Raw genomic sequence first — 18,517 nt, 5'->3', positions numbered from 1 at the left:
CTTCCATCGCGTCTCCGGGTCAGCCGGGGAGAACGGGCGGTTCCGCCTGATCGAAGAGGGAGGGCAGGTCTACCAGGAGCACGTCTCCCCGGCGGCGGGCGACCGTCACGAGATCGGGATGGAACCCTTCCATGGAGAAGAGTCCGAGGCGGGCGCCGGTGACGTCGTGCCCCTGGTCGTGAAGGGCGGTCTTGAGCCGTTCGAGCCTTTCCAGATCTGCGGGGCCACGCCGTACGAGAGTGGCCTTCGCCTCCCCGATGAGACCCACTGTGGCGCGATCGGACCCCGGAGTCAGGGCGATGACGTCGATCTCGTGCTTGGCCCGCCCGCCGCGGTCGTTGATCACCGTTGAAGCGATCGTCCTCGTTTCTCCGAGGATGGAGGAAGTGGCGTGGCGTCGGAGCCACTCGCGCGAGCACTCCTCGAAATGAGGCCCGAGGATGCGGGAGACGAATGTGGGCTGAGATTCGCGCCAGGCCTGCGGGGAAGCGCCCGTCTCGATGAGATCCCGGTTCGGAACGGTGATCAGGTTATGGAAACGGATGACGGGGTCTGCGACGGTGATCACCGGGCGCCGCTTCCAGAGCGGGTCGGCTGCTTGTTCCAGATAGCCGGAGCTCGTCAACATCTCGATGGGGCGGCTCAGGGACGTGCGATCCCGCTCCAGCAAGCCACCTATCTTCGTCGGGCTGGTGGCTCCAGCCGCGACCGCGTTGATGATCGCGTAGTGGAGTGAGCTCCCGGTGAACTGCGGATCCTCCCGGAGGAGATACTCCGCCTCGCTGCGGGAGAAGAGGGCCTGGCCGGGATTGAGGACCGTGGAAGAGATCCAGGTATCGAACTCCTGGAGGTTCTGCGGTGCGGGATGTGACGTCAGGTTGCGGTACCCGGGAGATCCGCCGAGCGTGGCGTGCAGCCGCAGGGCGGTCGCGGGATCGTCGATCTCCCAGTGCTGCGCTGTGGTGCTCAGGTTGAACGGCCGTAGACGCATGTCCACGACGGCCCGGCCGCGCAGCGCCTTCGTGCCCGACAGGAGGTTGTTCATCACGGACATCGCTGATCCGCAGAGGATGATTCGCCCGCCGGTGTGACCGTGATCTGTCTGGGAGCGGTCGTAGAGCAGTTGGAGCAGGCCCGGGAGTTCCGGAGAATGAGCCATCCAGTACGGCAGTTCATCAATGATCAGCAGTCCGGAGACGCCGCGGCGCTGGACGGTCAGGCCGATCGCCGCGTCGAGCAGGGACTCCCAGTCGGCGTCGGCACGGAAGAGGGCGGCGTTGACGCCTGCGTACCGCGCGATGTCACCGGCGAACCGCTGCCGTGCGGTTACCGGACCCTCCTCGGCCACAGCGGAGACGTACAGTCCGTCCATCGCATCGGCCAGCGCGCGCAGGAGGTAGCTCTTGCCGACGCGTCGCCGTCCTGACAGGACTCCCAGCCGCAGGTGCGGATCGGGGTGCGCTACGAACTTCGTGAGAGTGGACCATTCCACGTCGCGGGCGAGGAGACGCGTAGGAGTGGTCATGAATACCTCCTGTTTTGTATGTCTCCAAACATACAAAACAGGAGGATTGTTTGTGGCGGAATCGAGCTTCACTTTCTCTGTGCCGCACGGGCGGTGATGGCGCCTGCGTCGCCGTCCGTGACGGGTGGGTCGGTCCGGATGCCGGGCATGACCGTGTTCTCATGCTGCCCGGTTAAGGTGGACGCCGTCCCGGTGATCTTTTCGATGGTGTGGGGGATCGAGCCATGGCGACGTATCTGCAGGTCCTGACGACGGTGGAGAGCCATCGGGAAGGGACGGAGCTGGCGCGGAGCATCACCGGGGCGCGACTCGCCGCCTGTGTGCAGATCGTCGGCCCGATCCGTTCGGTGTACTGGTGGGAGGGGCGGCTGGAGGAGGCGGAGGAGTGGCAGCTTCTCGCCAAGACGACGGCCGATGCCTTCCCCGCCCTGGAGGCGCACATCAAGGCGAATCACTCATACGACACCCCGGAGATCATCGCCACGCCGATCGTCGCCGGAAGCGCCGGGTATCTGACCTGGATCAGTGAAGAGACGGAGCGGAACGGCGCCCCGTCGTAGAGAGACCCGTCGTGGCCCGGCCCGCTCCGGGGCAGGGTGATGGCGTCGATTCTCTCCGCACCGTACGGGCTGCGGCGACGGCTGGTCCGATCGCCCGCGCGGCTACGACGGGCCGGTGAGGGCGGCGGCCGCCGCGGCAAGGAAGCGGCGGGCGCGGGGGAAGTCGCGCAGTTCCCCGGCGAAGACGTCCAGCGCCGCCGGCACGGCACCGTCCGGCACCCCGCGCGCCCGCAGCACCCCGGCCGTCCAGGTGACGAAGTCGGTGAACAGCGCGCCGTCGTCGACGTACAGCGCCGCGGCGAGGAAATCGGCGTAGTGGGCGAGGTCCTCGGCGGTGGTCTCCATCTGCCGGGCGTCGTAGGAGGCCATCGGCGGATAGGCGGCGCTCAGCGTCCGCGTCACCCGGGCCACCAGGTCGCCGCGCCGGCCGGCCAGGTAGGTGTATTCCCCGTCGGCCAGGTGCTCCAGGGCCGCAGGCTGCGGCGGGAACGGCGGCAGCCCCCGGTCGAGGCGGTCGGCGGCCAGGCGGGCGCTGGACGCCCACGCGTCGGCGCCCAGCAGCCGGGCCCGGTGGCCGCCGGGACCGAAGCCGCGCCCGCCGGCCAGGACCGGCACGCCGACGGACCGGCAGGCGGTGAGCGTGGCGTGGGCGCGGGGCAGGCGGGTGGGCAGGGTGCAGCTGATCGCGACCGCCTCGGGATCGGTCTGGTGGAGGTAGGTGATCAGGTGCGCGTCCGGCACGCTGGCCCCCAGGAAATCGACCTGCCAGCCGCGCAGGCGCAGGACCTCGGTCAGCAGCCGGGCGGGCAGCGCGTGGTACTCGCCGTCCGCGCAGGCCACGATGATCCGCTCCCGGGTGGGCCGGGGCCGCGCGTGCGCGGCGACGGCGGCGACGACGCGGTCGCTGACGGCGGTGGCCGCGTGCTCGCGCGCCACCGACCACTCGTCGGCGGCCCACAGTTCGCCGACGCGGGCCTGGGCGGGGGCGACGAGGTCCAGCAGGACGTCCTCGGCGGGGACGCCGCGATCGAGGAGATCCAGAGCCAGGTCGATGGCGCCGTACTCGTCGGCCAGACCGGCCAGCTTCAGGTAGTGGTCGATCACGGTCTCGGAGATGGGGTTCACCGCGTCCTCGCCTGGATGACAAGTAGTGCCCGGTCGTCGTGGATTCCGCCGTGGTCGGCCAGCCACTCGGTGCTGAGCTGCTCCAGCCGCTCCGCCACCGCCCGGGCCGGCATGCCGACGCAGGTGGACAGGTCGGCCCGGAGCCGGTGCTCGCCGTACATCTCCTCGCCGGTGGGGCCGCCGAAGGCCTCGGTGATGCCGTCGCTGTAGAGCAGGCACAGCTCGCCGGGGGCCAGGTCGACGGCGACGGAGGCCGCGGTGACCTCGTTGAACACGCCGAGCAGGGTTCCGCGGGCGGTGCTCTCCTCCACGGTGCCGTCCCGGCGCAGGATCAGCGGCGGCGGGTGGCCGGCGGCGGTCAGGCCGACCCGCAGGCGTCCGGCGGCGGGGCGGAGCTCCGCCAGCACCATGGTGGCGAAGGAGCGGGGCGGCGGGAAGCCGAGGAGGAAGCGGTTGAGCAGCTCGGCGAGCCGTTCGGGGCGCCGCTCGACGAGCATGAGCGCCCGCAGGGAGTGGCGGATCTGCCCGGCGAGCACGGCGGCCTGGGCTCCCTTCCCGCACACGTCCCCCAGGGCGACGAGCGCCGCGGCGCCGTCCTGGTCGGCGGGGTCGTCGCCGGCGGGGCCGTTGCGGGCGGGGCCGGGGAGGTAGACGTCGTAGAAGTCCCCGCCGATCCGGGTGGCCTTCTGGGAGGCGCGCAGCGACCCGGCCAGCTCCACCCCGTCCAGCTCGGGGAGGGGCGGCGGCAGCAATCCGGTGGTCAGGACCTGGTTGACGGAACTCTGCTCCTGGTAGAGCAGGGCCGCCGAGATCGCCGCGCCCACCCGGGCGGCGAAGACGCGCACGAGCGCCTCGGTCTCCTCCTCGAAGGAGGGCGTGCCGATCCGGCGGGCCAGCACCAGCGCCCCGGCGGCCACCCCGTTGCCGGGAAGCGGCGTCACCAGCAGGTGGCCGGCGGGGCCGTACCCCTCGGGAAGCAGCCACCCGGGCGCCTGGGCGGGGTCCAGCCACCGGCTGGGCGCCGGCGGGAAACCGGTCAGGGCCTCGGCCAGGCCGGGCACCGTGGAGGCCTCGGCCGCCGTGATCACGCCCTCCTGCGGCCGGGACCGGTCGTCCGCGGCGCGCAGCCAGGCCGAGCGGCCGGCGGCGCCGGGCGGCAGCACGATGAGCGCGGCGTCGGCCAGGAACGGCACGACGAGCTCGACGGCGGTGCGGGCGCAGCGGTGCAGGTTGAGCGAGGCGGACAGGCGTGCCCCGACCTCCAGCAGGAAGCGGGTCCGCTGCTGCTCGTCCGGGACGGGACGGCCAGGAGGAGGAACCGGGGCGGGAGCGTCCGCGGGGAGAACCGGGGCGGGACGGTCAGGAGGGGAGGGTGAGCGGTCGGCGGTGGAGCGGGCCGGGTCGCCCTGTGCGCACGTTCCTGACATACGGCGCCCTTCGGTTGATTTCTCTCCACCATATCCACCACCTTCCATGCGATGGATCGCTCTTGGGGAGTGCTGCCCACGGGACGGGTCTTCGATCACCGTGGTGAGACGGTCTCCGTGGGGCTGAAAAGCGCTGAGGGGTGTCGAAGGGCGCTGAAGGGCGCCAAAGGGTCAGGATGCCGTTCGGCATGGTGTTTCCTCGTGCATCACTGATATCCGGCTTATGCCGGGTGGCGGAGATTTAGCATCACGAAGAAGCCTTCTCCCCGAGGTGATGCCATGCCCGGAGCGCTGCGTCTCGAGGTTCACGACTTCCACGGCCCGGAGCGGTGGCGCTGGACGCTCCACGAGGAGCGGGGGAAGTTCCTGGCCGATCACAAGGTACGGCTCGCCGCGGGCGACTGGCGCTTCAAAGCCTTCTCCGACCTGAACCGGTACCTGCGCTGGAACGCCGCCCCCGACCGGCGGATCGAGGCGGAGGCGGAACTCCTGGCCGAGATCGGCGACTGGATCGGCGCCGAGGTCTTCGGCCCGGTCGGTCCGGCGCTCGTGCGGGCCCGTCCCTCGGCGGTCCGGGTGATCCTCCCGCCCGAGGCCAGAATGCTCGCCTTCCGGCCGCTGGAGCTGGCCCGGATCGACGGCACGCCGCTGGCGCTGCACAACGTCCCGCTGGTGATCTGCGGGGAGGACGGCGCGTCTGACGGTTCCGGCGGTTCCGGCGGTCCCGGCGGTTCCGGCGGTCCCGGCGGCTCCGGGGGCTTCGGTGGTCCCGGGGGCTTCGGGGGCTTCGGTGGTCCCGGGGGCTTCGGCGTCCTCGGCGGTTCCGGCGGTCCGGGCGGTTCCGGCGGCAAGGAGCCGGTCGGGGAGCGGCTGCGCGTGCTGGGCCTGTTCAGCCTGCCGACCGGCGGAGGCGTGCTCGACCTGCGGCGGGAGCGGCACGCGCTGGCCACGCTCTTCTCCGAGGTCGGCGCGGTGCGCGGCCGGGCCGTGGAGATGCGGGTGCTGCAGTACGGGGTGACCCGCGAGAGGCTGACCGAGATCCTGGAGGACGGCGAGGGCTGGGACGTCGTCCACGTCTCCGGGCACGGCAGCCCGGGAGAGCTCCTGCTGGAGCGCCCGGACGGCTCGCCGGACCCGGTCTCGGCCGACGACTTCGCCGGGCTGCTGGAGCTGACCGCCGACCGGCTCAAACTCGTCACGCTCTCGGCCTGCTCCTCGGCCGCGCTGAAGGCCGCCGACCAGCTGCGCGCGCTGGGCGTCGCCCCGCCCGCCGGATGGTCCGAGCCCGCAGGCTCTGAACCCGCGGGCCCCGCCTCCGTGAGCCCCGGATCCACGGGTCTCGAATCCGTGAGTTCTGAATCCGCGAGCTCCGGGTCCACCGGCCTCGGACCCGCGGGTCCGGAGCCCACGAGCTCTGAATCCGCCGGCCCCGGAGCTCGCAGATCCGGAAGTCCGGAGCCGGCGCTGAGAACCCTGGCCACCGACCTCGCCGACCGTCTCGACTGCGCGGTGCTGGCCATGCGTTACCCGGTCGTCGACTCCTTCGCCATCGACCTGGCCGCCGAGCTGTACGGCCTGCTCGTCGCGAAGGGGCGTCCGCTGCCGCGCGCGCTCGGCATGGCCCTGCGCTCGGCGGTCGCCGTCCCGCCCACCCTGGACTGCCCGGCCCTGTCGGTGACCACCCCGGCGCTGTTCGGCGCCCGCGCGCTGGATCTGAAGCTGACGGCCCCGGAAGGCGAGCCGGTGCGCTTCCGGCCCGAGTCGCTGAAGCTGGCCGGGCTGGAGCCGCAGCGGAAGCGGTTCGTCGGCCGGACGAAGGTGATGACGGACGCGAGCGCGGCCCTGGCGCCCCGGAGCGGGTTCACGGGGGTGCTGCTGTACGGCATGCCGGGCGCGGGCAAGACCGCGTGCGCGCTGGAGCTGGCCTACACCCACGCCGAGTCGTTCCGGATCGTGGCCTGGCACAAGGCCCCGGACGAGGGCGCCGACATCACCGGCGCGTTCACCGCGTTCCTCACGGACCTGGAGTGGAAGATCCCCGGACTGGAGCTGGCGCACCTGGCCGAGGACGTCGGCCGGCTCCGGGCGATGATGCCGCTGCTGACCGAGTTCTTCGAGCGGCAGCGGGTGCTGGTGGTGCTGGACAACGCCGAGTCGCTGCTGACCTCGGACGGCGGGTGGCGGGACTCCCGCTGGGGGCTGGCGGTCGACGCGCTGACCGGGCACGACGGCTTCTCGCGGCTGGTCGTGACGGGCCGGGTCCGGCCCGCCGCGCTGGACGCCCGGGTGGCGCACGTCGCGATCGACGCGCTCCCGGCGGCCGAGGCGCTGCTGCTGGCCCGGGAGCTGCCGGGGCTGCGGGCGCTGATGGACGGCCGGACGCGCGGGGTGGAGCCGTCCGAGGCCCGCGAGCTGGCCGTACGGGCGGTGAAGCTGGCGCACGGGCATCCGAAGCTGCTGGAGCTGGCGGACGGCCAGGCGGCGGACACGGGGCGGCTGCGGGGGCTGCTGGAGGCGGGGGGCGAGGCCTGGCGGGAGACCGAGGACGGGCTGCCGGAGGACTTCTTCACGGACGCCGATGAGCCGCCGGAGGCGCGGGGGGAGGACTACCTGCGGGTGCTGGAGCGGTGGACGCAGGTGGTGGCCGAGGGCCTGTCGGAGGCGGAGCGGAACGTGTTCCACTTCCTGTGCTGCCTGGAGGAGGGGGATCGGCTCTGGTCGGTGCTGGAGGAGAGATGGCCGGGGCAGGCCCGGCAGGGGACGGCGCCGGACCTGGCGGGCGCGCTCGGGGCGCTGGTGGCGCGGGGGCTGGTGGCGGCGCCGGATGCCGGAGGGCGGCTGGGAGTGCACCCGGGGGTGGCTGCGGCGGGCCGGGAGATGGCCGGGAAGGCGTTCCAGGCGTCGGTGGACGCGGCGCTGGCGATGCACTGGTGGATGGTGTTCACCCTGGCGAAGGGCGGGGGGCAGGAGAACGGGACACGAGTGGTGCGGGCGGGGCTGGCGGCGGTGCCGTACCTGCTGCGGCTGGGCGAGTGGGGGCAGGCGGGCCGGCTGATGGAGGGGGTGCTGAAACGGGACGGCTCACGCGAGGTGGTGGGGATGGTGGTGCCGGCCCTGCGGCGGATCGCCGAGGCGGTGCGCGGCGGCCCGGACGAGCCGGCGGCGCTGGGGGTGCTCGCCCGGGCGCTGATGGATGTGGCTCCGGAGGCGGCCGAAGCGCAGTTCCGTGAGCTGGCCGAACGGGCGGACGCCAGGGCTGACCACTGGACCGCGTCGGCGGCGATGGGAGAGCTGATGGGGTTGTATCTGGGGACGGGCCGGTCCGCGGAGGCGCTCGAGCTGGCCGAGCGGAAGATCGAGCTGTCACGGCGGGCCGGGCTGGGGCCGTGGACCCTGCTGGCGGGTGAGGCGCTGCGGGCACAGGTGCTGCTCGTGATGGGTCAGGACGAGCGGGCGCTGGCCGAGGTGTCGCGGTTACTGGAGCGGGCGGCGTCGTTGCCGTCGCATGCCGGTGCCGACGAGGGGGTGACGAGGTGGAAGGTGCAGGAGCTCCTGCTGGACGTCGGTAGATCGGCGACGGTGCAGCTGAAGGAGTGGGAGCGGGCGCTGGAGTTCAACGCCGAGCGGCTCGCCCTGGTGCGGGGGCGGGGCGCGACCGAGACGGCGGTGGCGACCGCCCGCTTCGCCGACTACGCCGCGCTGCTGCGGCTGGAGCGGGTCGAGGAGGCCTGGCGGCTGCTGGTGGACTGCCGGGAGGTGTTCGAGCGCCATCAGGACATGATGATGCTGGGCAAGGTGCTGGCGGCGCTGGCCGACGCGGAGGACAAGCGGGGGCACGGGCGGCGGGCGATCGGCCTGGAGCGCGACGCGCTGCGCTACAAGTACGCCACGCGGGACGTGGCCGGGCTGGCGGTCAGCCACCACAACCTGGGCACCTACCTGACCTGGCATGCCGGGCAGGCGGAGGAGGGGCTGGCGCACCACCTGGCGGCGGCGCTGCTGTGCGCGGTGACCGGCGGCGGAGGAATGGACGGCGCGCTGTGGGAGGCCGCGGACGACGTCCGGAGGCTGGCTGATCCCTCCCGGATTCCCGCCGACGCGGCGGCGATGTGCCGGATCGTCGAGGAGGTCCCCGGCGTCCGCCTGTCCGAGGTGCTCTCCACCCTCACCGCCCCCGACGCCCTCCGGCGGAACTACGACCGGCTCCTGCGAAGGATCACCGACGCCGATGCCGACACCGACGCCGCCTCCGACTCCCCGGACTGACCTCCCTCGGCGCGCGGATCCTGCCGGGCCGCCCGCCGTACGGCGGCGCCGGAAACGCCCGGCGAGTCAGGCGGCGTCGACGAAGACAGAGCATGGATGGCACAACTGTCTCAATAATGAGACAGTTGTGCCATGGCTATGGGAAGCAGCCTTGGACGCCTTTCTTCCCTTGCTGAAGCGCAGCGAGGGATGGTGACGACCGCCCAGGCGGAGCAGCTGGGTGTGCCCCGCCGTGATCTCAGCCGTCTGGTCACGGCCGGCGCTCTGGAACGGATCGACTACGGCGTCTACCGGATCGCCGGATCGCCGCGGCCCCGCTGGGAGGAACTCCGCGCAGCCTGGCTTAAGCTCGCCCCCGCACTTTCCGTGGACGAACGGAATGCGGGCCACGGTGTCGTCTCCCACCAAAGTGCCACCCTCGTCCATCAGCTCGGGCTACTCGAACCACTCACTCACGAGTTCACCGTCCCCCCTTCGCGCCGGGTACGGAGCCGTCGAACGGATGTGCTCATTCACCGGGCGGGACTCTCCCCGGATGAGATGGAATGGGCCGATGAACTCCTGGTCACGACTCCGATCCGGACTGTGACCGACCTGTGTCGGATCCGCCTCGATGGAGAGCATCTGTCAGGCGTGGTGGCCGATGCGCTGACCAGGCAACTGGTGGATGAGGCGGCACTGCTCGCCGTTCTGGGTCAGCACGCGGAGGCGTACGGCTTCGCCGCCGGAGGGGAGTTCCTCACGTTTCTGAGCGGCTGAACAGGAGGACCCGGGGTGCTGGAGACACGGGAGGCGTTCCCTTACCGGAGCGCGCAGGCGTTCGGCGCCGCCATCACCGACCGGCTCAAGACGATGGCCACCGCATCGCCGTACACCATGAGCCAGCTCCGCAAGCAGCTCGCCTACGACCGGCTGCTCGCCCGCCTGTTCTCCGAGCCGGAGGACGGCTGGATCCTCAAAGGCGGTGTCGCCATGCTCGCCCGGCTGAGCGCGGCCCGGCACTCCGCAGACGTCGATCTGGTCGCCCGCGCGGACTCTCCGCAGGCCGGGCTGGAGGTTCTGCGCAACCAAGCCGCCACCGATCTCGGTGACTTCTTCACCTTCGTGATCGATCAACCCCGTCGCCTGGTCCAAGGGGTGGAAGGCGTCCGGGTGGCGGTGGAGGCACGGCTGGGACCGCGGATGTTCGAACGGTTCGGTGTCGACCTGGTGACCGGCGTCGTCATCACCGGAATCCCGGAGACGGCCGCACCGCTCGTGCCGATGGCGGTCCCCGGGGTCGTCCAGCCTGACTACCTGCTCTATCCCCTGGTGGACACCGTCGCGGACAAGGTCGCGGCGATGAGTGAGCGCAGGCAGGACAGGCCCAGCACCCGATTTCGTGATCTGGTGGACATCGTGCTGGTCGCATGGAACTGTCCGCTCCAGGCACGGGATCTCCGTGCGGCATTCGCCTCCGAACGGCTGCGCCGCGCGCTGCCCGAGGTCGTCGCGCTCGACGTTCCGGATGAGAAGCTCTGGCGTGCCGGGTACGCGAGCGCCGCCCGCGACGCGGACGTGCCGAAGGATCTGGACGAGGCGCTCCGGATCGCGAAGACACTGGTGGATCCGGTGCTTGACGGCCGGGTGCGGGCGGGACGCTGGGAACCCGCCGCCATGGCGTGGGAGGACGATTCGGTACGGCTCTGCTGAGGACTGATTTCTCCTGGCACGGCGTAGTGGACCGACCTGGGCTCGGAGGAACTCCGCTTTTTCTGAGGTGATAGGCGTGAGCGTCGTCCTGCGCGTGTGCGACTACCGGAGCCCCGAGGCGTGGCGGCGGGAGCTGGACGTCGGCGGGGTGACGGTCGCCGGGCATGACGTGCGGCTGGATGCGGCGGACTGACGGTACGAGGCATTCACCGATCTGTGCGGATATCTGCGAGTGCACGCCGCGCGGGGCCCAGATCGAGTTGCGGGCGGCCGTGACCGATGTCCAAGAGCTGAACGACCCCGCCCAGGCGCCCGCCGACGCGGCGGCGATGTGCCGAATCGTGGAGGAGGTCCCCGGAGTCCGCCTGGCCGACCTGCTGGCCGCCCTCACCGACCCCGCCGCCCTTCAGCACACCTACGGCCAGATCGTCGAAGCCGTCACGACCGCTGCCCACTCCCTGGACTGATCCGATCGTTCCACCCGTAGCCGGTCACCGGGCCGCCCGCCGTACGGCGGCGCCGGAAACGCCCGCACCACGTCCCGCCGTACCGGCGCCGTCAAAAGACGCACGGCGGTGGGGACGGGGTGTGGGCGGGCCGGGGTGAAACGCTCGCCGTCTTCCGTCCGTTCTCCTCGTAGAACCCGAGATCTGGAGGGACGCATGGTCGGGAACCGGGTCATGGCGCTGTCGGACGGGGACGCCGTCGCGGCTCTCTGGCTGGTCCTGGAGCAGCAGGGGGCGCCGCTGGACGCCGCGCAGCTCCGGGCCGACGAGGCCAGGGTCGCGGAGGCGGCGGGCAGGCGGGACGTCCGGGCGGAGGCCGTGCCGGACGAGAAGGCCACGCCGGGGGACGTGGCCAGGGCCGCGCTGCTCTATCTGGCCGAGAGCGACGCCGACACGGTCGCCCGGGCCGCCGAGATCGCCGCGACCGAAAGGGCCGAGCGCTTCGACCCCGCGCTGATCGGGGTCGGCGCGCTGGTGATGATCGCGATCAGGACCGAGTTCAAGCTGGAGCGCGACCCCGAGAAGGGGTGGAGCTTCAAGATCCATCACAAGCCGATGCGCGACTCCACGCTCGGCAGGCTCATCAGCAAGCTGATCGGCCTCTACCCTCAGCCCTGAGACCGGTCGCGCCCGGCGCCGCCCGGGAGTGAGGGCGATCTCACTCCCGGAGCCGATGTCCGCGGGTTGGGGATCAGGAGTGTGTCTGGCACGCTGTACGGCTCGCGGGAATAAAAACTCGGTGGAGGGAATGTGACGCGGTTGGCTATCGTTAGCAAGAGTAATGAGTCTTGCAAATGAGTTCACCCAGGAAGGACCCCGTCGCGAACCTGCGCAGCGACGCCGGTCTGGCGTCGGCGCTGCGCGTGTCACTGGCACGTCTGACCAGACGCCTGCGCAGGCAGGGCACGGGCCACTCGCTGACCCCCACCCAGGTCGCGACGCTCGTCGCCGTGGAACAGCATTCCGGGATAACCCCCGGCGAATTGGCCGAGCACGAGAAGGTGCAGCCGCCCTCGATGACGCGCGTGATCGCCGCGCTGGAAGAGCGGGGACTGGTGTCGCGCACACCGCACCCGACCGACCGGCGGCAGGTGACCGTGAGCGTGACCGCCGAGGGATCGGCGCTGCTGAAGGAGGAGCGCCGCCGCAGGGAGGCGTGGCTGACGCAGCGGCTGAAGGAGTTGACACCCGAGGAGCGGGCGGTGCTCCGGCAGGCGGCTCCGATTCTGGAGAAGCTCAGCCGGATCTAGCCGAACCTGAGGAACGCGGCGCCTCGGCCGCCCCCGCAGAGGCCGAGGCACGAGCTCCCGAGTCCTCGATCGTTTCCGAGTCCTCGACCGTTTCCGAGTCGTCGATCGGTTCCGAGCCGCCGACCGTTCCCGAGAGCGCCGGAAGCACTGGGAGCACCGAGAGCATCGGGACGCGGATTCCCGAGCCCACCGCCGTACCCGGGAACGCCGAGCGGCCCGCCGTACCCGGCCGGAAGCTGGGTTTGAAGGCGCGGCTGCGGCGGCGGAAGGCCGGGCGCGCGGCCGCCCTCCGGGAGGTGCAGGCCGCGGAGACCGGGACGGCCCAGGCGGTGCCGGAGACGCGCGGCAGCATGTTCCGCTCGCTGAGCAACCGCAACTACCGGCTCTTCGCCATCGGCGGCGTCGTCTCCAACGTCGGCGGGTGGATGCAGCGCACCGCGCAGGACCTGCTGGTCCTCAGCCTGACCGCGGGCGGCGCCGCCACGGGCGGCGGCCTGACCGGGGGCAGCGCCACCGCGCTGGGCGTGACCACGGCGCTGCAGTTCCTGCCGATGCTGCTGTTCGGACTCTGGGGCGGCATGCTCGCCGACCGCTATCCCAAGCGGAAGCTCCTCTTCGTCGCCCAGTCGCTCCTGGGGTTGCTCGCGCTCACCCTCGGCGTGCTCACCGTGACCGGGGTCGTGCAGGTCTGGCACGTCTGGGTGATGGCCTTCGCGCTCGGCCTCATCGCCTGCGTCGAGGTGCCGACCCGGCAGTCGTTCGTGGTCGAGATGGTCGGCCGCAAGGACCTGTCCAACGCCATCGCGCTGAACGCCTCCAGCTTCAACCTGGCCCGGGTGGTCGGCCCCGCCGTCGCGGGTGTGCTGATCGCCCTGCTCGGCGGGACCGGCCCGATCTTCCTGATCAACGCGGTCTCGTTCGCGGCCGTGCTCGGCGGCCTGGTGATGATGCGCGCCTCGGAGCTGACCACCCCCGAGCCGGTGCCCCGGGAGAAGGGCCAGCTCCGTGAGGGCCTGCGCTACGTGCTGGAGCGGCAGGAGCTGCTCATGCCGATCCTGCTGGTCGGCTTCGTCTCGCTGTGCGCGCAGTCGTTCTCGATGTCGATAGCGCTGATGGCCGGAGAGGTCTTCGGTTCGGGCGCGGCCTCCTTCGGCCTGGCCTCCAGCATGTTCGCGCTGGGCGCGCTGGGCGGCGCGCTGATGGCGGCCCGGCGGACCAAGCCCAGCCGGAAGCTGCTGATCGGCGGCGCGGTCTCGTTCGGCGTGTTCCAGATCGTCACCGGCCTGGCCCCGTCGTACCCGCTCTACCTGCTCCTGCTCATCCCCGCCGGCATCGCGCTGATCTCGGTCAACACGAGCGCCAACTCCAGCGTCCAGCTCGCCGCCTCGCCGGAGATGCGCGGCCGGGTGATGGGCATCTACGTGCTGGTGTTCACCGGCGGCGCCCCGATCGGCGCGCCGCTGCTCGGCTGGATCGCCGACCTGGGCGGCCCGCGCGCGGGCGTGATGGTCGGCGGGGCGCTGACCCTGCTCGGCGTCGGCGCGGCGATAATGCTGAGCAAGATGATCGGCAGGAGGTCGCATGCGGCTGTTCGTGGGGTTGCTGCCGCCGCGGCCGGTGTGCGATGAGCTCGCCCGCGCGCTCGGGCCGCACCGCGCCGCCTGGCCCCGGCTCCGCTGGATCGACCGGGAGAACTGGCATCTGACGCTGGCGTTCCTGGGGGAGGTGCCGGAGGAGGTGCTGCCCGGGCTGGAGGTCCGGCTCGGGCGCGCCGCGTCCCGGTACGCGCCGATGACGCTGGCGTTCACCGGGGCGGGCGCGTTCCCCTCGGCCCGCCGGGCGCGCGTCTTCTGGACCGGTCTGCGCGAGGGCGCGGGCTCACGTGAGGGTACGGCTCCGCGCGAGGGCGCGGGCTCACGTGAGGGCGCGGAACCGCATGAGGGTACGGGGACCCGCGGAGGCCGGTCCCCGCTCGTCCGCCTGGCCGACTCCCTGGCCGCCGGAGCCCGGCGGGCGGGAGCCGTACAGGTGGACGAGAGCAAGCGGTTCCGGCCGCACCTGACCCTGGCCCGTTCGCGCGAGGAGGCCGACGTGCGCGCCCTGGTCGAGGCGTTCGGGGCGTTCGCCGGGAGCCCGTGGGAGGCGGGGGCCGTCCATCTGGTGAGAAGTCACCTCGGGGCCCAGGTCCGCTACGAGCCCGTCGCGGAGTGGCCCCTCGGGGCGCGGGCACCCCGCGGGCAGGGCTAGGCTCCAGGGCGTGGATCGTCCCCGTCGCTGGCTGCTGCCCACGGTGCTCGCGCTGCTCGTGCTCCTCGTGGTGATCGGCGCCCTCATCTCCTGAGCGTCCCGAACGCCGCTCCCGGGCGCGGGTTCCCGCGTCCGGAGAGCCGTCCCGGGGCGGCTCCTACCAGGCGTACTCCTCGGGAGCCGTCTTGAAGCCCGGGAAGATCTCGTCCAGGCGGGCCAGCGCCTTGTCGTCCAGCGTGACGTCCAGGGCCTTGACGTTCCCGTCGAGCTGGGCGAGCGTGCGCGGGCCGATGATCGGCGCGGTGACGACCTTCTGGTGGAGCAGCCAGGCCAGGCCGACGTCGGCCGGGTCCGCGCCGAGCTCGTCGCAGAACGCCTCGTACTGCTCGATCTTGCTCCGGTGCTTCTCCAGCTCCTTGACCATGTTCTCCGAGGCCGAGCGACCCTTGTCGATCTTCCGGAGGATGCCGCCGAGCAGGCCGCCCGCGAGCGGGCTCCACGGGATCAGGCCGAGCCCGTAGTCCTCGCAGGCCGGGACGACCTCGAGTTCGGCGGCGCGGACGATCAGGTTGTAGTGCGACTGCTCGGAGACCAGGCCGACGGAGTTGCGGCGGCGGGCGGTCTCCTGCGCCTTGGCGAGGTGCCAGCCCGCGAAGTTGGACGACCCGACATACAGGATCTTGCCCTGCTGCTTCAGGATGTCCATGGCCTCCCAGAACTCCTCGAAGGGGGTGTTCCGGTCGACGTGGTGGGCCTGGTAGAGGTCGATGTAGTCGGTCTGCATGCGCTTGAGCGACGCGTCGCAGGCGCGGCGGATGTTGAGGGCCGACAGCCGGTCCTCGTTGGGCCAGTCGCCCATCCCGCCGTAGAGCTTGGTGGCGATGACCGTCTTCTCGCGACGGCCGCCGCCCTGGGCGAACCAGCGCCCGAGGATGTTCTCGGTGATCCCCTCACCCTTCTTCCAGCCGTAGACGTTGGCCGTGTCGAAGAAGTTGATCCCCAGCTCGTGGGCGTGGTCCATGATCGCGAAGGAGTCTTCCTCCGTGGTCACGGGGCCGAAGTTCATGGTGCCCAGGCAGAGGCGGCTGACCTTCAGGCCGGTACGGCCAAGCTGCGTGTAATCCATACGCCCACCCTAGGCACCTGGAGTGCACTCCAGGCGAGCCCCGCTCCGGGAGCGTCCGGAGGGTGCAGGGAAGCGTCCGGGAAGTGCTGGGGAGTGTCGGGCGGCGTCCGGGGAGCGCCGGGGCGTGCCGCCGCCGGGGCTCCCCTCCCGGCCTCAGCCGAGCCGCCAGGCCAGCATCCCCTCGGGCGCGTCGGCCTGGACGAAGCCCGCCCCGGTCAGCTCCGCCTCGATCGTCTCCCACAGGGGACGGTAGGCGTTGCCGGTGATCTCCTCTTCGGTGATCACCTTGTCGTCCTCGACGACCTGATACAGATAGCGGGCCTCGTACGTCTCCTCGCCCGCCTCGGTGATCTCCACCAGGACCCGGTAGGTGTGCCGGCCCACCCGGCGCGACTCCACCTCCTGGAGCGCACGCGCCTCCGGGGCGCCCCCGGCGCGCCAGGTGAACGCCAGCAGGCCGCCGGGCTCCAGCTGCTCCGCCAGCACCGGCCACATCCGCTTGCGGTAGTCCGGCTCCAGGGCGTACATCACGTTGATCATCACCATGGCCTCGGCCGGTTCGGGCAGATCCAGGCTCAGAGCGTCGTACGGCAGCACGGTCACCCGCTCCAGCAGCTCCGGCCGCCCGGCCAGGCGCGACAGCAGCACCGCGCGCATGCCCGCCGAGGGCTCCAGCGCGAAGATCTCGGCGGGCGTGCAGTCGGCCAGCGACGTGGTGATCAGCCCGGTCCCCGCGCCGATCTCCACGATGCTCCGCGTCACGCCGGTCAGCAGGCTGGGCAGCTTCTCACGGATCTTCGGCACGTGCCCGTTCTCGTGGAACAGGTCGTAGAAGGGAAAGGAGATGAAATCGGTCACGGCGGGCCACGCTATCCCAGTCGTGGGCTCCCGAGAGGGATGAATCAGGCGAGGAACGGGGATCCGCCGGACACGGCCTAGCGGAGGCAGTCCTTCTTCGTCCGCGGGGTGCAGCCCTCGGGGAGGGCGGGGGCCTCGTCGGTCCAGCCCATCCGCCGGATCAGCTTGGAGAAGGCCGCGCTTCCGGTCGGAAGTCCCTTCAGCTGGGGCACGGGCACGGTGGGCATCCCCTCCACGGCCAGCGGGTCGCCCGTGGCCCGATCGACCACGATCCGCTCCGCGTACGGCCCGCCGGTGTCGCGCGTGAGGGCCAGGCCCGCCCGCCCCTCGATGTCCCGGACGCCGTCGGTGATCCGCACGTCGGGCAGGGTGGACAGCATGCGCAGGACGGCCGCCCGGGTCTGCGGGGTGGTCGGGGCCTCGGTGAGCAGGCGTTGACCCACCCACCACACCGCGTCGCCGTCCGAGGGGACATCCCCTCCGGGAGGAGTGTCGCTGTTCTCGATGTCCTTCAGCGCCCTCGCCCAGCGCGACAGGATCTCCTCCTTCAGCTCCACCGGGTCCTGAGGCAGTTCGCGGAGCTCCTGCGGGCTCAGCCGGACGCTGGACAGGTGATAATCACCCGGGTCGGCGGGGATGTACCGGGTGCGCCCATAGGGGACCTGGTCGTTCTCGCAGTCGCTGTCCGATCCGCAGAGCCGGGGCGAGCCCGCCTGCTCCCACGCCGCCCTGTCGGCGGCGGTGAGGGGCTCGGTTCCGACCCTGGAGACCTCGACGACGGCAGGGCCGTCCGGGCCCGCCCAGTGGACCTCCCTGTCCCGGTTCTCGACCAGGAACTCATCTCCGGCGAACGGCCACCGCTCGATCAGCTCCGTCTCCACGCGCCAGTTCGCGCGTTCGGGCTCCTCCCGCCGGGCCAGCCGGTCCGCGACGGCGTCGAGCACCTCCTCGGCGCCGGGAGAGTCGACCAGAGCGGTGGCCGTGGCGGTCGCACCGTCTCCCGTCCTGTCGCCCGCGCCGTCTCCCAGGAGAGGGACGGCGACGGCCGTGCCGATCACGGCGACTGTGGCCGCGGCCGCCACCACGCCGCCCGCCCACACGGGGAACCGGAGGCGGAGGCGGTGAGGGCGGTGGGGGCGGAACACGCGGGCCCTCGCCTCGGCGACCGCGCCGACCACCGGCGGGGGGACGTCGGGCATCACATCATCGATGATCTTGAAGTCGTTCATCAGAGCTCCACTCCCAGCCAGTCGCGCAGCCTGGCCCTGGCCCGGCTGAGCCGGGAGGCCACGGTGCCGTAGGCCACCCCGAGGGCCTCGGCGATCTCGTCGTAGGTGAGCCCGCCGTAGGCGGCGAGCAGGACCGCGTCACGTTCCCCGCGTGGCAGCCGCGCCAGCGCCCCCGAGAGCCGGCCGACCGTCACCCCCGCCGCGACGCGGTCCACCACCCGCTGGTCGTGGCCGTCGTCGTCCGGGGGCGGTCCGGTCTTGGCCAGGGCCCGGTAGCGGCGCAGCTCCGCCCGGCGGTGCCGGCCCACCAGGTTGGTGGCGATGCCGTACAGCCAGGGCCGTACCGAACCCCGCGCGGGGTCGAACCGGTCGCGCCGCCGGAAGGCGATCAGAAAGGTCTCCGCCGCCAGGTCCTCGGCGATGTCGAGATCGAGCCGGCGTCCGATGTAGCGGCGGATCTCCTCGTAGTGGGTGTCGAAGACGACGCCGAACCGCTCGGGGGCGGTGATCGACGACACCTCGTCAGGAGCTGTGATCATGCAAGGGTCTCCCTGCGGTGAGGACAGGAACACCCCTTCTTCGCCGCCGTCCAACGTCCCTTCCCGCGTTTTTCGATCCGCGCCCGCCCGGGGCCGGTTCGCCGACGACCGTCGGCCCGATCCCGCCCTTCATCCTGGCGGAGTGCGGATGAACGGCTCCCGCGGCG

General features: G+C 71.8%; 16 protein-coding genes. 9 read left to right on the top strand and 7 right to left on the bottom strand.

All coding sequences use genetic code 11. The features are described 5' to 3' along the window. Window positions 1–19 precede the first annotated feature (19 nt). Window positions 20–1,597: an ATP-binding protein gene (locus Plo01_RS24350; protein WP_239316936.1), complete on the bottom strand. Its 1,578-nt coding sequence runs from the start codon at window positions 1,595–1,597 to the stop codon at window positions 20–22. A gap of 152 nt (window positions 1,598–1,749) precedes the next feature. Between Plo01_RS24350 and cutA the strand changes: the two genes are divergently transcribed. Further along, window positions 1,750–2,085: a divalent-cation tolerance protein CutA gene (gene cutA, locus Plo01_RS24345; RefSeq protein ID WP_203892986.1), complete on the top strand. Its 336-nt coding sequence runs from the start codon at window positions 1,750–1,752 to the stop codon at window positions 2,083–2,085. Window positions 2,086–2,187: 102 nt separating this feature from the next. Here cutA and Plo01_RS24340 read toward each other — a convergent pair whose 3' ends face one another. Both Plo01_RS24340 and Plo01_RS24335 read right to left on the bottom strand, forming a co-directional pair. Next, on the bottom strand, window positions 2,188–3,210 hold the full coding sequence (locus tag Plo01_RS24340; RefSeq protein WP_203892985.1) for a cobalamin B12-binding domain-containing protein: 1,023 nt from the start codon (window positions 3,208–3,210) through the stop codon (window positions 2,188–2,190). Then, window positions 3,207–4,637 carry a PP2C family protein-serine/threonine phosphatase gene (locus Plo01_RS24335; RefSeq protein WP_203892984.1) on the bottom strand — a complete coding sequence of 477 codons (1,431 nt, stop codon included), beginning with the start codon at window positions 4,635–4,637 and terminating at the stop codon, window positions 3,207–3,209. Before Plo01_RS24335 ends, Plo01_RS24340 begins: the two co-directional genes overlap by 4 nt. Window positions 4,638–4,916: 279 nt before the next feature. Between Plo01_RS24335 and Plo01_RS41070 the strand changes: the two genes are divergently transcribed. The 8 genes from Plo01_RS41070 to thpR all read left to right on the top strand — a co-directional run bounded on the left by Plo01_RS41070 (window position 4,917) and on the right by thpR (window position 14,598). Next, complete coding sequence (locus tag Plo01_RS41070) at window positions 4,917–8,903, top strand: CHAT domain-containing protein (protein ID WP_203892983.1); 3,987 nt, start codon at window positions 4,917–4,919, stop codon at window positions 8,901–8,903. 132 nt (window positions 8,904–9,035) lie between these two features. Next, window positions 9,036–9,662, top strand: a complete 627-nt coding sequence (locus tag Plo01_RS24325) for a type IV toxin-antitoxin system AbiEi family antitoxin domain-containing protein (protein WP_203892982.1) — start codon at window positions 9,036–9,038, stop codon at window positions 9,660–9,662. Window positions 9,663–9,677: 15 nt separating this feature from the next. Further along, a complete protein-coding gene (locus Plo01_RS24320; RefSeq protein WP_203892981.1) occupies window positions 9,678–10,595 on the top strand; it encodes a nucleotidyl transferase AbiEii/AbiGii toxin family protein in 918 nt (305 codons plus the stop codon). 272 nt (window positions 10,596–10,867) lie between these two features. Next, complete coding sequence (locus tag Plo01_RS24315) at window positions 10,868–11,062, top strand: hypothetical protein (protein ID WP_203892980.1); 195 nt, start codon at window positions 10,868–10,870, stop codon at window positions 11,060–11,062. Window positions 11,063–11,257: 195 nt separating this feature from the next. Next, window positions 11,258–11,719 (top strand): hypothetical protein, encoded by a 462-nt coding sequence (locus Plo01_RS24310; protein WP_203892979.1) that lies wholly within the window; start codon window positions 11,258–11,260, stop codon window positions 11,717–11,719. Between the two features lie 176 nt (window positions 11,720–11,895). After that, window positions 11,896–12,351 (top strand): MarR family winged helix-turn-helix transcriptional regulator, encoded by a 456-nt coding sequence (locus tag Plo01_RS24305; RefSeq protein ID WP_068927688.1) that lies wholly within the window; start codon window positions 11,896–11,898, stop codon window positions 12,349–12,351. Between the two features lie 350 nt (window positions 12,352–12,701). Then, entirely contained in the window at window positions 12,702–13,979 is a 1,278-nt protein-coding gene (locus Plo01_RS24300) for an MFS transporter (protein WP_203893042.1), read from the top strand. Beyond that, complete coding sequence (gene thpR, locus Plo01_RS24295; RefSeq protein WP_203892978.1) at window positions 13,933–14,598, top strand: RNA 2',3'-cyclic phosphodiesterase; 666 nt, start codon at window positions 13,933–13,935, stop codon at window positions 14,596–14,598. The genes Plo01_RS24300 and thpR overlap by 47 nt, the downstream gene beginning before the upstream one ends. 157 nt (window positions 14,599–14,755) lie before the next feature. Here thpR and Plo01_RS24290 read toward each other — a convergent pair whose 3' ends face one another. The 4 genes from Plo01_RS24290 to Plo01_RS24275 all read right to left on the bottom strand — a co-directional run bounded on the left by Plo01_RS24290 (window position 14,756) and on the right by Plo01_RS24275 (window position 18,350). Continuing rightward, the gene (locus tag Plo01_RS24290) at window positions 14,756–15,724 is read right to left on the bottom strand and encodes an aldo/keto reductase (RefSeq protein ID WP_203892977.1); all 969 of its coding nucleotides are present in this window, start codon (window positions 15,722–15,724) and stop codon (window positions 14,756–14,758) included. Window positions 15,725–15,877: 153 nt separating this feature from the next. Beyond that, window positions 15,878–16,582: a class I SAM-dependent methyltransferase gene (locus tag Plo01_RS24285; RefSeq protein ID WP_203892976.1), complete on the bottom strand. Its 705-nt coding sequence runs from the start codon at window positions 16,580–16,582 to the stop codon at window positions 15,878–15,880. Between the two features lie 77 nt (window positions 16,583–16,659). Continuing rightward, on the bottom strand, window positions 16,660–17,811 hold the full coding sequence (locus Plo01_RS24280) for a CU044_5270 family protein (RefSeq protein WP_203892975.1): 1,152 nt from the start codon (window positions 17,809–17,811) through the stop codon (window positions 16,660–16,662). Continuing rightward, on the bottom strand, window positions 17,811–18,350 hold the full coding sequence (locus Plo01_RS24275; RefSeq protein WP_203892974.1) for an RNA polymerase sigma factor: 540 nt from the start codon (window positions 18,348–18,350) through the stop codon (window positions 17,811–17,813). The genes Plo01_RS24280 and Plo01_RS24275 overlap by 1 nt, the downstream gene beginning before the upstream one ends. Window positions 18,351–18,517 lie beyond the last annotated feature (167 nt).

This window comes from Planobispora longispora (genome assembly GCF_016863135.1).
Lineage (GTDB): Bacteria > Actinomycetota > Actinomycetes > Streptosporangiales > Streptosporangiaceae > Planobispora > Planobispora longispora.
This window is presented reverse-complemented; position numbering and strand designations above follow the sequence as displayed.